At 66.1% G+C, this 14,708-nt stretch carries 10 protein-coding genes; 7 read left to right on the forward strand and 3 right to left on the reverse strand.

Annotated features, from left to right (window positions below; all coding sequences use genetic code 11):
* Positions 1–729 precede the first annotated feature (729 nt).
* Positions 730–2,793, forward strand: coding sequence for a M23 family metallopeptidase (locus ACQR03_RS33290; RefSeq protein WP_315718088.1), 2,064 nt, complete (start codon positions 730–732; stop codon positions 2,791–2,793).
* A 98-nt stretch (positions 2,794–2,891) separates the two neighbouring features.
* Here the strand turns inward: ACQR03_RS33290 and clpB are convergent, their stop codons facing one another.
* Positions 2,892–5,531 (reverse strand): ATP-dependent chaperone ClpB, encoded by a 2,640-nt coding sequence (gene clpB / locus ACQR03_RS33295; RefSeq protein WP_434842383.1) that lies wholly within the window; start codon positions 5,529–5,531, stop codon positions 2,892–2,894.
* Between the two features lie 223 nt (positions 5,532–5,754).
* Here clpB and ACQR03_RS33300 point away from each other — a divergent pair, with 223 nt between their 5' ends.
* Positions 5,755–6,540 carry an MOSC domain-containing protein gene (locus ACQR03_RS33300; protein WP_315826651.1) on the forward strand — a complete coding sequence of 262 codons (786 nt, stop codon included), beginning with the start codon at positions 5,755–5,757 and terminating at the stop codon, positions 6,538–6,540.
* Positions 6,541–6,739: 199 nt separating this feature from the next.
* Here the strand turns inward: ACQR03_RS33300 and ACQR03_RS33305 are convergent, their stop codons facing one another.
* Positions 6,740–7,396 carry a TIGR02594 family protein gene (locus ACQR03_RS33305; protein WP_315718092.1) on the reverse strand — a complete coding sequence of 219 codons (657 nt, stop codon included), beginning with the start codon at positions 7,394–7,396 and terminating at the stop codon, positions 6,740–6,742.
* A 256-nt stretch (positions 7,397–7,652) separates the two neighbouring features.
* Between ACQR03_RS33305 and ACQR03_RS33310 the strand changes: the two genes are divergently transcribed.
* Positions 7,653–8,513, forward strand: a complete 861-nt coding sequence (locus ACQR03_RS33310; protein WP_434842382.1) for an alpha/beta fold hydrolase — start codon at positions 7,653–7,655, stop codon at positions 8,511–8,513.
* Between the two features lie 262 nt (positions 8,514–8,775).
* Here the strand turns inward: ACQR03_RS33310 and ACQR03_RS33315 are convergent, their stop codons facing one another.
* On the reverse strand, positions 8,776–9,195 hold the full coding sequence (locus tag ACQR03_RS33315; RefSeq protein ID WP_315826648.1) for a secondary thiamine-phosphate synthase enzyme YjbQ: 420 nt from the start codon (positions 9,193–9,195) through the stop codon (positions 8,776–8,778).
* 371 nt (positions 9,196–9,566) lie between these two features.
* Here ACQR03_RS33315 and ACQR03_RS33320 point away from each other — a divergent pair, with 371 nt between their 5' ends.
* The 4 genes from ACQR03_RS33320 to ACQR03_RS33335 all read left to right on the forward strand — a co-directional run bounded on the left by ACQR03_RS33320 (position 9,567) and on the right by ACQR03_RS33335 (position 14,215).
* Complete coding sequence (locus tag ACQR03_RS33320; RefSeq protein ID WP_315826647.1) at positions 9,567–10,298, forward strand: AfsR/SARP family transcriptional regulator; 732 nt, start codon at positions 9,567–9,569, stop codon at positions 10,296–10,298.
* Between the two features lie 190 nt (positions 10,299–10,488).
* On the forward strand, positions 10,489–11,766 hold the full coding sequence (locus tag ACQR03_RS33325) for a hypothetical protein (protein WP_434925371.1): 1,278 nt from the start codon (positions 10,489–10,491) through the stop codon (positions 11,764–11,766).
* Between the two features lie 114 nt (positions 11,767–11,880).
* The gene (locus tag ACQR03_RS33330) at positions 11,881–12,111 is read left to right on the forward strand and encodes a hypothetical protein (protein ID WP_315718098.1); all 231 of its coding nucleotides are present in this window, start codon (positions 11,881–11,883) and stop codon (positions 12,109–12,111) included.
* 52 nt (positions 12,112–12,163) lie between these two features.
* On the forward strand, positions 12,164–14,215 hold the full coding sequence (locus ACQR03_RS33335; RefSeq protein WP_434842384.1) for a S8 family serine peptidase: 2,052 nt from the start codon (positions 12,164–12,166) through the stop codon (positions 14,213–14,215).
* The last annotated feature ends 493 nt before the right edge of the window (positions 14,216–14,708 follow it).

A 14,708-nucleotide genomic window follows, 5' to 3' on the forward strand; every position in this document is an offset into this window, starting at 1 on the left:
CAAATACCATGGTGTTACCTTTGAAACATTGTCCGCCGAAGTCTTCTCGTCCGATCCCAGAACCAAAAGCCGAAGCCCTCAATCCCGAGACCCGCAAGGACTCCGCCGTCCACGTTTCTCTTTCTTCATCTTCACTTGTCAAACAGCCCGGGACCTCGGTCCCACCCTCGGATGGAGGGGCGCCCAACATCTTCCGACGTCGATGAGCAACCGGGTTTTACCGGTTGTGCATCACTCAACAGAAGTGAGGAGCAATATTGGCGCGAATGCTCGCCTCGGTGTGTCCCGAAGCGGCGCCGCGCTCAGTGATCGGGTTTATAGGGGGGGCCGATCGGGGTGTCAACGCCCAATGTCAACAAATCGTCGCATCGAATCATTTTTTTCCGGACAGCAGGAGAACCCCGACTTCTTGCGGACTTCGTGCCCCACTTGGGCCACAATCCTGCGACGATTTGTTAAGCATCGACCTGGGTTGATTTGGGTCCAGCGGGGACTGCCATCGATTCAAGGATGATCCAGATCAAGGAAGTGGCGAGCCCTTCGCCTGATACGGCCGAGACGACATCGAGAGATCCTGAAGAACAATAGCGGTTTGCGGATTCCGGCTTTCCAGCCAGAGAGTCTCGAACCGTCAGAAGCGCGCCATCATTCCGAGCCGTTTGTCTTGGACGTTAAGCCAACCGGCAGCTGAGTGATCTCGGTGCTGACTTTGAATTTGGGGGACGAAGGTTGAACCATCGGACGTCACGCGGGGGGTATGGACGCGAGGTCGGCATGATCGATCTCGGTCATGAGCCGCCGCTATCGGTCGATGGCTCCGAGGCCGCGGTGATCGACCGCCGCCGCGTTTCCGTACAATGGTTCTCTGGTACGATTCTGACGGGTCTATGCGGCGCAGCCCTCATCGGCGGCGCCGTTTTCGCCTCGCTCGACGGCGAAATGACCTTCGCGCGCATGCCGGAGCGGATGGAGAGCGCGCTGCGCGGCGCCTTCGGTGCCAATGACCGCGTCGCCACCCTGCGCAAGAGCGACCGCCTGCCGCCGCCGAGCGAAGCGGCCGCGGCCCGCAATGTGGTGCGCATCTCGACCGTGACCCGCGCGGGATCGCGCGAGCTCATCCGGGTCCGTCCCTATGTCCGGATCTCGGGCAACCTGTCGATGACGACGAGCGATCTTTCCGCCAAGATCCCGCCGTTCAACGCCCAGCGCCTGCTGAGCGACACCGACAACGACAAGACAGGGTCCGGCGAGGATCCGAACAATCCCGAGGCCGTCGAGCCCGACGCCGAGGTCTCGTTCGTGACCAAGGATCTCGCCGCCGTGCTCCCCAAGGCGAAGATCGCAACCTCGGTGGCGCTCGACGAAATCGTCATGCGGGTCCGTGATGCGGCGAACTGGCGCGGCAACAATGGCGGCGTACGCTACGCCTCGCTTGCCAATGCCGCCGCCGACGCGGCCGGCGCGCAGGCCGTCCAAGGCGGCGACCTGAAACTGTCCTATGCCAATGACGGCACCTTGCCCGATCCTTACGCCGGCTTCGAGACCCGGGTGGTGCCGGAAAATGTCACCTTGCTCCCCAAGACCAAGGACCAGATCACCGGCGGCAATCCACTCGGCGAGCGCGTCCACCTGGTCAAGAAGGGCGATACCGTCGCCTCGATCCTGCGCGACCAGGGCGCGACGCCCGACGAAGCCAAGGCGATCGCCGCCCAGCTCGGCCCGCGCGGCCGTGACGGCGGCCTGAAGGAAGGCGAGAAACTGCGCATCCTGATGGCGCCATCCAGCCCTGCCCCCGGCGCCCGGCTACAGCCGTTCCGGGTCATCGTCGCCAACGACACCATGATCGAGGCGGTGGCCGCGCTGTCGGACCTCGGACGATACGTCGCCGTGGACGCGCAGAGCATGAACACGGTCACCGAGACCGCCGACAACACCAATGACGAGGAGGATGACGGCACCGGTGTCCGCCTCTATCAGAGCATCTACGAGACGGCGATGCGCAACAAGGTGCCCGCGCCGGTCATCGAGGACATGATCCGCATCTACTCCTACGACGTCGATTTCCAGCGCAAGGTGCAGCCTGGGGATTCGTTCGACGTCTTCTATGCCGGCGACGACGACGACAAGCCTGGCAACAACGACAAGACCGAGGTGCTGTTCACTTCGCTGACGGTCGGCGGCGAGACCAAGAAATACTACCGGTTCCAGACCCCCGACGACAGTGTCGTCGACTATTACGACGAGACCGGCAAGAGCGCGAAGAAGTTCCTGGTGCGCAAGCCGGTCAACAACGCGATCATGCGCTCCGGCTTTGGCGGCCGCCGCCATCCGATTCTCGGCTTCGTGAAGATGCACACCGGCGTCGACTGGGCCACCGCCTACGGCACCCCCATTTTCGCCTCCGGCAACGGCGTGCTCGAGAAGGTCGGCCAGGAAGGCGGCTACGGCAAATATATCCGCATCAAGCACAACAACGGATACGAGACCGCCTACGGCCACATGTCGGCGTTTGCCAAGGGCATGGAGCCCGGCAAGCGCGTGCGCCAGGGCCAGGTCATCGGTTTCGTCGGCTCGACCGGCATGTCGACCGGCCCGCACGTCCACTATGAGATCCTGGTCAACGGCCGCTTCGTCGACCCGATGCGCGTGAAGCTGCCGCGGGGCCGGTCGCTCGAGGGCCCGATCATGGCCAACTTCGAGAAGGAGCGCGACCGCGTCGACCAGATGATGACCAGCCGCGGCACCGGCGCCTCGCGCATCTCCGACGCCGGCCCGATCCAGGTCAGCCGGTGAGCGAGACCCCTCGCCCCCCAAAGGCGCGTTCAACTGAAAACGGCCCGCGCTGATCTCTCAGCGCGGGCCGCTTCCGTTTCAGTTCGGCGAAACGCCGCTCAGTTCAGCTTGCGCTTCGGAATCGGCGCCTCGAACGTCGCGATCTCGGCAGTGTGCGGCACCTTGCCGTTGAAGGTCAGCACATTGCCTTCGGCCGAGATCGTCATGTGATCGCCGTCCTTCACGTCGCCGGCGAGGATCATCTCGGCGAGCGGATCCTGCACGCTGCGCTGGATCACCCGCTTCAACGGCCGTGCGCCGTAAGCCGGATCCCAGCCCTTGGCGGCAAGCCAGTCGCGCGCGTCGCCATCGAGCGACAGCGTGATCTTGCGCTCCTCCAGGAGCTTCTGGAGACGTCCGAACTGGATCTCGACGATCCGGCCCATCTCGCTCTTCTGCAGGCGGTGGAACAGGATGATCTCGTCGACGCGGTTGAGGAACTCGGGTCGGAAATGGCTCCGCACCGTGCCCATCACCAGCTCGCGCACCTCCGACGTATCCTCGCCCTCCGGCTGATTGACCAGGAACTCGGAGCCGAGATTGCTGGTCATGATGATCAGCGTGTTGCGGAAGTCGACGGTGCGGCCCTGGCCATCGGTCAGGCGGCCGTCGTCGAGCACCTGCAAGAGCACGTTGAACACATCCGGATGCGCCTTCTCGATCTCGTCGAACAAGACGACCTGGTACGGCCGGCGCCGCACGGCCTCGGTCAGCGCCCCGCCCTCGTCATAGCCGACATAGCCGGGAGGCGCGCCGATCAGCCGCGACACAGAGTGCTTCTCCATGTACTCGGACATGTCGAGCCGGACCATCGCGGTCTCGTCGTTGAACAGATATTCGGCGAGCGCCTTGGTCAGCTCGGTCTTGCCGACGCCGGTCGGCCCTAGGAACATGAACGAGCCCATCGGCCGGTGCGGGTCCTGCAGGCCGGCGCGCGAGCGCCGCACGGCGGTCGCAACCGCATGCACGGCCTCGAACTGGCCGACGACGCGCTTGCCGAGCGAGTCCTCCATGCGCAGGAGCTTGTCCTTCTCGCCCTCGAGCATCTTGTCGACCGGCACGCCGGTCCAGCGCGAGACCACCTGCGCGATGTGGTTGGCGGTGACCGCCTCCTCCATCATCTCCCCGGCATTCTCCTTGGCCTCGATGTCGGCCAGCTGCTTCTCCAGCTCGGGGATGCGGCCATAGGCCAGCTCGCCCGCCTTCTGATACTCGCCGCGGCGCTGCGCGTTGGCGAGCTCGATGCGCAGGCCGTCCAGCTCGCTCTTGAGCTTCTGCGCGTTCGACAGCTTGTCCTTCTCGGCGCTCCATTTCGACGTCAGCGCCGCCGACTTCTCCTCGAGATCGGCGAGCTCCTTCTCCAGCGCCTGCAGCCGCGTCTTGGAGCCGAGATCGCTCTCCTTCTTCAAGGCCTCCTGCTCGATCTTGAGCCGGATGATCTCGCGATCCAGCGAGTCCAGTTCCTCGGGCTTGCTGTCGACCTGCATCTTCAGCCGCGCCGCCGCCTCGTCCATCAGGTCGATGGCCTTGTCGGGCAGGAAGCGGTCGGTGATGTAGCGGTTCGACAGCGTGGCCGACGCCACCAGCGCGGAGTCGGTGATGCGCACGCCGTGATGCTGCTCGTATTTGTCCTTCAGGCCGCGCAGGATCGAGATGGTATCCTCGACCGTCGGCTCGGTGACGTAGACCGGCTGGAACCGCCGCGCCAGCGCGGCGTCCTTCTCGACGTGTTTCTGATACTCGTCGAGCGTGGTCGCGCCGATGCAGTGCAGCTCGCCGCGAGCGAGCGCGGGCTTCAGCAGGTTCGACGCATCCATCGCGCCGTCGGCCTTGCCGGCACCGATCAGGGTGTGCATCTCGTCGATGAACAGCACGAAGCTGCCTTCGGCCGACGTGACCTCCTGCAGCACGGCCTTCAGCCGCTCCTCGAACTCGCCGCGATATTTCGCGCCGGCGATCAGCGCGCCCAGATCGAGCGACAAAAGCCGCTTGTCCTTCAGGCTCTCCGGCACGTCGCCATTGACGATGCGCAGCGCGAGGCCCTCGACGATCGCGGTCTTGCCGACGCCGGGCTCGCCGATCAGCACGGGATTGTTCTTGGTCCGACGCGACAGAACTTGAATGGTGCGGCGGATTTCCTCGTCGCGGCCGATCACCGGATCGAGCTTGCCGTCGCGCGCCGCCTGGGTCAGGTCGCGGGCATATTTCTTCAAGGCGTCATACGCATTCTCGGCGGTCGCCGAGTCGGCCGTGCGGCCCTTGCGCAGGGATTCGATCGCTGCGTTGAGGTTCTGCGCGGTGACGCCGCCCTTGGCGAGGATGCCGCCAGCTTCGCTGTTCTTCTCCAGCGTCAGGCCGAGCAGCAACCGCTCCACCGTGACGAAACTGTCGCCGGCCTTCTCAGCCGCCTTCTCCGCCGCGTCGAAGGCGCGCGCCAGCTCGGGCGACAGATAGATCTGCCCGGCGCCGCTGCCCGACACCTTCGGCAGCTTGCCCAGCGCATCCTCGGTCGCTTTCAGGATCGCACGCGAATTGCCGCCGGCGCGGTCGATGAGACCGCCAGCGAGTCCCTCGCCGTCGTCGAGCAGGACCTTCAGCAGATGCAGCGGCGAGAACTGCTGATGGCCGTCGCGCATCGCCAGCGACTGCGCCGATTGGATGAAGCCCCGCGCGCGCTCGGTATATTTTTCGATATTCATGATGTTTCCCTCAGCCTGCTGTGACGCCCCGAAGGCACGGTTTCAGCATCTTCATTGGGTTTCGGACCGCGCACGTTGACGTCCATCAACGCCGCAACCATTGACGTCGCCGGCTTGCGCCCGGCTTGAGTGGAAATGTGGGAAGGCGGTGCGAAAACGGAAGAGGCCGCTTCACAAATTCGTGTGCCCTGGCCGCGGCCAAGGGAATCTCCTATGAGGCGGCATGAGCCAGACCCCTCCCGCGCGCATCGCCGGCCTGTACCGCTATCCCGTCAAGGGCCTTACCCCGGAACCATTGCGGAGGGCGCCTTTGCGGGTCGGCCAGACCCTGCCGGCCGACCGCCGCTACGCGCTCGAGAACGGTCCCAGCGGGTTCGATCCCGCAGCTCCGGTCTGGAAACCGAAGACGGCGTATCTGATGCTGATGCGCAACGAGCGCCTCGCCGGCTTCAAGACCATCTTCGACGACGCGACCAACATCCTCACCATCCGCAAGGACGGCGCGATCGTCGCCCAAGGCGATCTCGAGAGCCCCGACGGCCGCGCGGCGATCGAGCGCTTCTTCGCAGCCGAGTTCGCCGCCGAGCTGCGCGGGCCGCCAAAGCTGCTGTCGGGCGGTGGTTACGCTTTTACGGATCTGGCGCGCAAGGTGGTCTCGATCATCAACCTCGCCTCCATTGCGGAGATCGAGACCTTGGTCGGCGCTCCCGTGCACCCGCTGCGCTTCCGCGCCAACGTCTACGTCACCGGCTGGCCGGCCTGGCACGAGACCTCGCTCATGGGCGAGACGCTGCGCATCGGCTCGGCGCGGCTCAAGGTCGTGAAGACCACCACCCGCTGCGCCGCCGTCAACGTCGACCCGGACACGGCCGCCCGCGACCTCGACATCCCGCCCGCGCTGATGACCCGGCGCGGCAACAATGAATGCGGCATCTATGCCGAGGTGATCGAAGCCGGCGATATCGCCGTTGGCGACGAACTCGCCGTGGAGCAGCCGCGGCTGGTGTAGTTCGAGCGCTGGCTGCATCGGCGGCGCGCCCCCTCTCCCGCTTGCGGGGGAGGGTGGGGGCCGCCCCACCCGAAAATCTTCGTGTGGAGAGACTTCCCCCACCCGCACCGCATCTTCGATGCGATGCGACCTCCCCCGCAAGCGGGAGAGGCGCACACCGAGCGAGCCTCGACGGCTCGATTCATTAGTTCGAGATTGGTTAGTTCGGCATCACGTAGGCGTACACCCGCCCCCGCGACACCGCGCTCTCGCGGACACGGTTGCCGTTGTTGCCGGAGATGACGATCGGGTTGCCCTGGGCATCGACGCCCGACACCACGCCGACGTGGCCGCCGCCGCGGCGGCTCATCACCGCGATCGCCCCGACCTGCGGGCCGGAGACGCGCTGGCCATAGCTCGCGAACGAGCGCGCCATGTCGGAGCCGGTGCCGCGATGGCCGGTGCGCTCCAGCACCATGTTCATGAAACGGGCGCACCACAGGCTGCGCCGGCCGGTCGGATTGCCGCTGCCGATGAAGCTGCGCGCCGCGGAAACGACGCTGCTGCCGCCGCCGAAGCCGCCGGACGACGCCATGCCGTCGGACGCCGTTCCCGGCATCATGACGCTGGCCTGCGCGTCGGCAACGCCGCTCACCTGCACCCGCGCCACGCCGCGCTCCCAGCGCGACAGCCGGGCGACGGAACGCCGGTGGTGATGATGCCCTGCGTAGTGATGGCCGCCGTGGCTGCGGTGGGCATGATGCCCCGAGCCGTGATGCGGACGGGCCGATGCCGGTGTTGCGGTGACGGCGACGACTGCCGAGCACATGGTCAGCGCAACGACGTGAAGCGACCGGCGAAGGGTAGACACAACCATACTCAATCCTTCTGTTACTTCCCCCAGTACCCTGACTTGGCACCCCCTGGTCCTCAGCGCGGCCCCTCTGCAAGCCGCCAGCGGGGTCCGTAAAAAGTCGCGGTGTGACGAAACCATGACCTTCGGCGGCGAAAGCCTGGCGACGAGAGGGTGATTCCGGGTCTATCTTGGGGCGGAAACAAGGCTGCCGGCCGGGCCATTGTCGCGTGTCGCGCGACTCGTCAACATGCGGCACGTGACACGGGAGGAGCTGACGATGCCCCACGCAACGGCCAAAGACGGCGTTCGCCTCTATTTCGAAGAGGTCGGCGCCGGCACCCCGCTCATCTTCCTGCACGAGTTCGCCGCCGACCACACCAACTGGGAGCCGCAGTTGCGCTATTTCGCGCGCCGCCACCGCTGCATCGCCTACTCCGCGCGCGGCTACACGCCCTCGGAGGTGCCGGCCGCGCCCGACGTCTACAGCTACGTGCACTTCTACACCGACGCCCTGGCGGTGCTGGACCATCTCGGCATCGACAGCGCCCATTTCGTTGGCCTGTCGATGGGCTCGTACTCCGCGCTGCAGGTCGCGCTGAACGCGCCCGGCCGCATCCGCTCGATGGTGCTGGCCGGCGTCGGCTCGGGCTCCGACCTCACGCAGCTCGACGCCTTCCGCGCCCAGTGCCGCGCCACGGCCGAGCAGTTCGAGACCCTCGGCTCGGCCGAGACCGCCAAGGTCACCCGCGAGGCGCCCGGCCGCATTCCCTTCCTGGTCAAGGACCCGCGCGGCCACGCCGACTTCTATGCCGCACTCGCTCGCCACGACGCCAGGGGCTCGGCCAACACCATGCGCGGCTTTCAAGGCGCGAGGCCCTCGATCTACATCATGACGGATGCGATCCGCCGCGTCGCCACGCCCGCGCTGATCATTTGCGGCGACGAGGACGACGCCTGCATCGAGCCGAGCCTGTTCCTCAAGCAGCACCTGCCGGCGTCGGGACTGACGTTCTTCCCGAAGTCCGGCCATGTGCTGAATCTGGAGGAGCCGGCGTTGTTTAATGAGGCCGTGGAGCGCTTCATCACCCTGGTCGAGGCCGGCCGTTGGGGCCTGCGGGATCCAAGGTCGATGGTGTGATGACCTCCGGAAGCGCCTCTCCTTCGTGGCTGAATCACCGACGCCTCGCAGCCCTGCATTGTCGTCCCTGCGAACGCAGGGACCCATAACCACCGGCTTCAATGGGACGATGGCTGGTAGTTGTGCCTCACCGATAGATTCCGCGGTATGGGTCCCTGCGTTCGCAGGGACGACAGCGGAGATTGTGGCACGGACCAACCCGGCCGTGACGACATGGGTCAGTCGGAGGCGTCAACGCATCCGGAAACGGCGACACCGCCCCCTACTCCCCGATGATCTTGATCAGCACGCGCTTGCGCCGTCCGCCGTCGAACTCGCCGTAGAAGATCTGCTCCCACGGGCCGAAATCGAGCTTGCCATTGGTGATCGCGACTACGACCTCGCGCCCCATGATCTGGCGCTTCATGTGGGCGTCGGCATTGTCCTCGCCGGTCCGGTTGTGCCGATAGCCCGCGACCGGCTCGTGCGGCGCCAGCTTCTCTAGCCACTGCTCGTAGTCGAAATGCAGCCCGCTCTCGTCGTCGTTGATGAACACCGACGCGGTGATGTGCATCGCGTTGACCAGCACCAGCCCTTCGCGCACCCCGCTCTCCTTCAGCGCCGCCTCGACATCATCCGTGATGTTGATGAAGGCGCGACGGCCCGGTGTCTGGAACCAAAGTTCCTTGCGGAACGATCTCATCGGAACAATCCAATCTTCCTGACCATGGAGCATGCGGCACGACGGTGTCCGACGTGGAGTGTGGCGTAGCTCACAGCGTGCGGTTCCGGCTGCGCCCAGACTGGACCCGATGGAGTGCATACTGCAAGCCACAACGGCACGGTCTCGCTTCGTCCTACAATCCAAGATTGAACCGAACGTTGCTCGGACAGACTTAACTGCATTGCCGATCTCATTTCGACGATGACAACGAACAGCGTGGCGGCTCGCCGTTCGGCGACGACCGTGCAGACCTGATCGGGCTGCAGCCGCTCAATCTCATCGCACGAGAAGCTCGACTTCTGCAGGCAAGGCGCCGATCGCAGCGAGTCGCCATTCAGAGGAGAGAGACAATGAGTCTGCTGCGTATCAATCTCTTTGGCGGTCTTGAAATCAGACGCGTCTCCGGCGAGCAGGTCGTCATCCCAAGCCGCAAGGCGGCAACGCTCCTGGGCTATCTCGCCCTCACCTCTCCGCACGGCATTTCACGCAGCAAGCTTGCCGCCCTCCTGTGGGAAGGCCGCTTCGGCGACAACGCGCGCGCAAACCTGCGCCAGGCGCTGTTGACGCTGCGCCGGGTGCTGCCGCAATGCACCGAGGTGATCTCGGCGGAACGCGACGACATCCGCATCCATCCGAACGCCGTCACGACCGACGTGCAGGAATTCGAGGTGCTGCTGCAGCTCGGCGATCTGGAAACCATGGCCCGCGCCGCCGCGCTGTTCCGGGGCGAGTTGCTCGACGGCATCAGCTCGACGTCCTGCGCGTTCGAGGCATGGCTCTCCGCCGAGCGTCAACGACTGAAGACGCGGGCGATCCGGGCGATCGCGGGCCTGCTGGACGTCGGCGGCCGGGAACATGTGGAGATCGCCACGACGTTCTCATTGCGTGTGCTGGCCGCAGATCCGCTGCAGGAGGACGTCCACCGCACCTTGATGCGCTGCTACGCGCAGCAGGGCCGCCGTGCCGACGCCCTGCGTCAATATGACTTCTGCCGCACCGTGCTGCGAAAGCAGGTCGGCGCCACGCCGGAGAGCGAAACCGAGAGCCTGCAGCGCGAAATCAGGCGCATGCTACGCGTCTGACGATCCGCGTGATCTTGCTCCATGCGTTCCACACATGATCGATTTTGACGGCACTTTCACGCCCCGCTTGACACTTGCATCACGGCCACGCGCGCAACATCGCCCTCGATCGACGTCGCGCAGCAACTACGCCTGATGAGGTCAAGCGGCGCGCCGCTCGAAGATCAAACAACGAGCGAGGAGGCTCAACATGAGTGGCATGCAGCAGTCGACTGAGGACTATGGTCAATTGAATCCCGAAGGGATCTTCGGCTCCGTTCTCGGCAGGTTCGCCGGACAGGCGATCGGACGCCTGATCGGCGGCAAGACCGGCCGCGACTTTGGCGGCGCCATCGGCGGAATCGCGGGCGGGTTCGCGCCGTTCTCGGTCGGCCCCGGCACCGAGCAGCCGTCGGAGATGGAGTTGCAGGGCTTCTGGAGCGTGCTCAAGAAGATCGGACAGGGCGTCCAGACCGGGCTCAACGTCGGGCACAACCTCGGCATCTTCAGCGCCGGCCCGCAGGCCGCAGCCGCCGCGCAGCCGACCGACATGGAGCTGCAGGGCTTCTGGAGCGTGCTCAAGAAGATCGGACAGGGCGTCCAGACCGGCCTCGACGTCGGCCACAACCTCGGCATCTTCAGCGCCGGCCCGCAGGCCGCAACCGCCGCGACGCAGCCGACCGACATGGAGCTGCAGGGCTTCTGGAGCGTGCTCAAGAAGATCGGACAGGGCGTCCAGACCGGCCTCGACGTCGGCCACAACCTCGGCATCTTCAGCGCTGGTCCGCAAGCCGCAACCGCCGCGACGCAGCCGACCGACATGGAGCTGCAGGGCTTCTGGAGCGTGCTCAAGAAGATCGGACAGGGCGTCCAGACCGGCCTCGACGTCGGCCACAACCTCGGCATCTTCAGCGCTGGTCCGCAAGCCGCAACCGCCGCGACGCAGCCGACCGACATGGAGCTGCAGGGCTTCTGGAGCGTGCTCAAGAAGATCGGACAGGGCGTCCAGACCGGCCTCAACGTCGGCCACAACCTCGGCATCTTCAGCACCGGTCCGCAAGCGGCACCCGCAGCGGCGCAGCCGACCGACATGGAGCTGCAGGGCTTCTGGAGCGTGCTCAAGAAGATCGGTCAGGGCGTCCAGACCGGCCTCGACGTCGGCCACAACCTCGGCATCTTCAGCGCTGGCCAGCCGGGCCAGCAGACGGCGGCCGCGCAGCCCACCGACATGGAGCTGCAGAGCTTCTGGAGCGTGCTCAAGAAGATCGGTCAGGGCGTCCAGACCGGCCTCAACGTCGGCCACGACCTCGGCATCTTCAGCGCCGGCCAGCCGGGCCAGCAGGCGGCGGCCGCGCAGCCGACCGACATGGAGCTGCAGGGCTTCTGGAGCGTGCTCAAGAAGATCGGACAGGGCGCGCAGACCGGCCTCAACATCGGGCACACGCTCGGCATCTTCAGCACCGGCCAGCCCGCAGGCACGATGCACTAGGACGGCGGATCTGAAGCAGCGACCCGCGCCATTCGCAACGCGGGTCCAAGCAAGCAAGGCGGTGGGCGCACGAACAGTCCGCCCACCGCCGACCTGACATGGAGGGAGCGACGCATGGCGGATCCGAACTCAGAGCAGGAATTCATCGTGCAAGGCGAGCCGGTCAAGTCCGGCCAGCTTGCTGATCATTTGAGCCGCGAGCCCGGCGTGAAACGCGTCGGTCAGGTCGCGCCCGACGTCGTCATCCTGTCGATGACGAAGAGCCAGGCCGACCGCCTCCGATCGACTTTCAGCACGATCGTGGTGGAGCCGAATGCTCCGCTGAAACCCTTTGGCGCCGGCTGACTTCAGCCGCGCCCCCCGACGATGTCACGAGCGAGGATGAAGGAGCCCGCAAATGGCCGCACGAAGCAAACCTGAAATCTCGGATCCGAAGGATGCGGCCGGCACGGCCGTCAACGGCACCGGAGCACGGCCCGGAGCGGAGCAGCCACCAGCCGAGGCCGTTGCCGCACCGCGGGCGGCAACGCCGGTAGCCGCCGCTGCAGCCCCTGCCGCGCAAGGCACGGGCCGAAGCGACGGCGGCAAGGACGGCGGCAAGGCGCCGCCGGCAGCGGACCAACCCGTCGCAACGATCTCGCAGCGGCGGGCGCAGTACATCCTGGCACCGCGCCAGCAGACGGGGCTTGCGACCTTCAGCGCCGACTTCATCGTCCAGCAACTGACAAACACTCCGGACATCGACGTGGTGAAGACCATCCAGCCGCCGCGCCTGCTCGGCTTCCAGAGCGCCGACCCGGGACAGGCCCCGCTCGGCCCGATGGTGCTGGCCCGCATGGCGCCCGACAAGGCCGAATTGCTGAAGGCCCAGGCCGGCGCACGGCTCGCGGTCGAGCGCGATGCGCCGCTCACCTACATGCTCGATCCGACCGTCCCGCAGGTGCCGGCGCCGCACCAGCTTCCCAATCCCGGCGTTCTCATTCCCTTGGCCGACGGGTTCTCGACGACGATCGAAGTGGTCGGCGAGAGCGGCCCGCTGCCGGAGGTGGAAGTGTACGTGTTCGGCAGCGTATGGCCGGTTCAGGGCGTCACCGACGCCAGCGGCCGCGTCACGCTCAAGATTCAGGGCGAGACGCCCGACACCATCCGCTCGATCCTGATCAAGCCGCGGGTCGATTACTGGACCTTCTGGCTCGATCGTCCGCAACTGACCCCCGACAGCGTGAACCGCATCGCCGCGAAGACGCTGGGCGCCTACCTGCGCGGCTTTCCCGGGCAGCAATTGCTGGGATGGGGCCAGCGCGCGATGGGCCTCGACCGCGTTCCCCTCGCCTACAATGGCGCAGGCGTGAAGATCGCGGTGATCGATTCCGGCGCAGCACCAACCCATCGCAATCTGCACGGCGTCACGATCGGCAAGAGCATCGTCGGCAATGATCCCGCGAGCTGGACCATCGATACGATTGGCCACGGCTCGCATTGCGCCGGGATCATCGCCGGCGGGCCTGTCGGCAGCGGCGGAGGCATTCGCGGCTTCGCTCCGGCGGCCGAAATCCATGTCTGCCGGATCTTCCCGGGGGGCCGGTTCAGCGATCTCGTCTCGGCGCTCGACTACTGCATGGAGAACGGCATCGACGTCGCCAACATGAGCCTGGGCGGCGGCGAGCCGTCGCAGATCATCGAGGAGCGGATCCTGCGGGCCAAACAGATGGGCCTCGCCTGTATCGTCGCCGCGGGAAATTCGTCGGGGCCGGTCCAGTTTCCCGGCTCGACGCCGCATTGCCTGTCGGTCGCCGCGATGGGCAAATGGGGCGAGTTTCCCGAGGACAGCTTCCACGCCCAGCAGGCGCTGGACGGCTTCCGCAGCAGCGACGGATATTTTCCGGCCAAGTTCAGCTGCTTCGGCCCGGAGATCGACGTCTGCGCGCCGGGCGTCGGCATCGTGTCCTCGCTGCCGGCCGATGGCTTCGGCGCCTGGGACGGCACCTCGATGGCGACGCCGCACGTCACCGGCCTCGCCGCGCTGGTGCTGGCGCATCATCCCGACTTCAAGGGTCCGTTCGCGACGCGCGACGCGCGGCGTGTGGAGCGGCTGTTCCAGATCCTGAAGGAGACATCGACGCCGCTGCAATTCGGCGATCCCAATCGTGCAGGAGCCGGGCTGCCGAATGCGATGCGCGCCCTCGGCCTGGAGGCGAGCGTGGCCTCCGCGCCCGCGGCCGATCCCTCGCTCGACGTGCTCCGTCGCCTGTTGGGACTGGCGCGCGGCGCGCCGAACGCCGCGACGTCTCCGACGCTGGCGCCGCAGGCGCCGAATGGCAAGCTCAACGGATCCGGTTCGGTTGCCCGGGGCCCGGCAACGACCACCGGCGAGTGGTCCAGCCCGGCGGTCGGTGATCCCAGTCCGGCGCAAATCCGCGACATCATGCACAAGGTCGGCTTGCTGTAGATTGCCGGCCCAGCCACAGCGACGAAGCGGCGTCGTTGCACGACGGGCAGTTTGCGCATGAGCGTCATGCGCGAATTGCCCGTCGTGTTAGTTCGTCGCACGTTTGGCACTTGCGCCGTCGGGCAAATCAGGCGCAGATTTCCGCGCGTCCCGCCTCGCAGCAAGAGGGGCGTATCGCGGTCGTCACGAACGCTGAGTGTGGGATGCGATGGGCGTGTCGGATTGCGCGTGGGGCTTGCCTCGCGCGGACGAACAATTCCGATGCGCACGGTCAAGTCGCGCGGTCCTGGCATCCCGACGCTGATGCCAAGTTTGTTGTGGTGTTCTGCATCACTCGGACGACGGTGGCCAGAAAGCCCGGCGCACCGGGGAGAACGCGAAGCAGCCGTTCAACCATCGCGCAGGGAAGGCCGGGGGGCGGGCTCAAGCGGTGGTCGCAACACCAAGTGTTTTCATTCGTGACAGCAGCTCGTCAAGCGCTTCTGCTGGAGTT

The organism is Bradyrhizobium sp. HKCCYLS3070, from assembly GCF_051167575.1.
GTDB lineage: Bacteria > Pseudomonadota > Alphaproteobacteria > Rhizobiales > Xanthobacteraceae > Bradyrhizobium.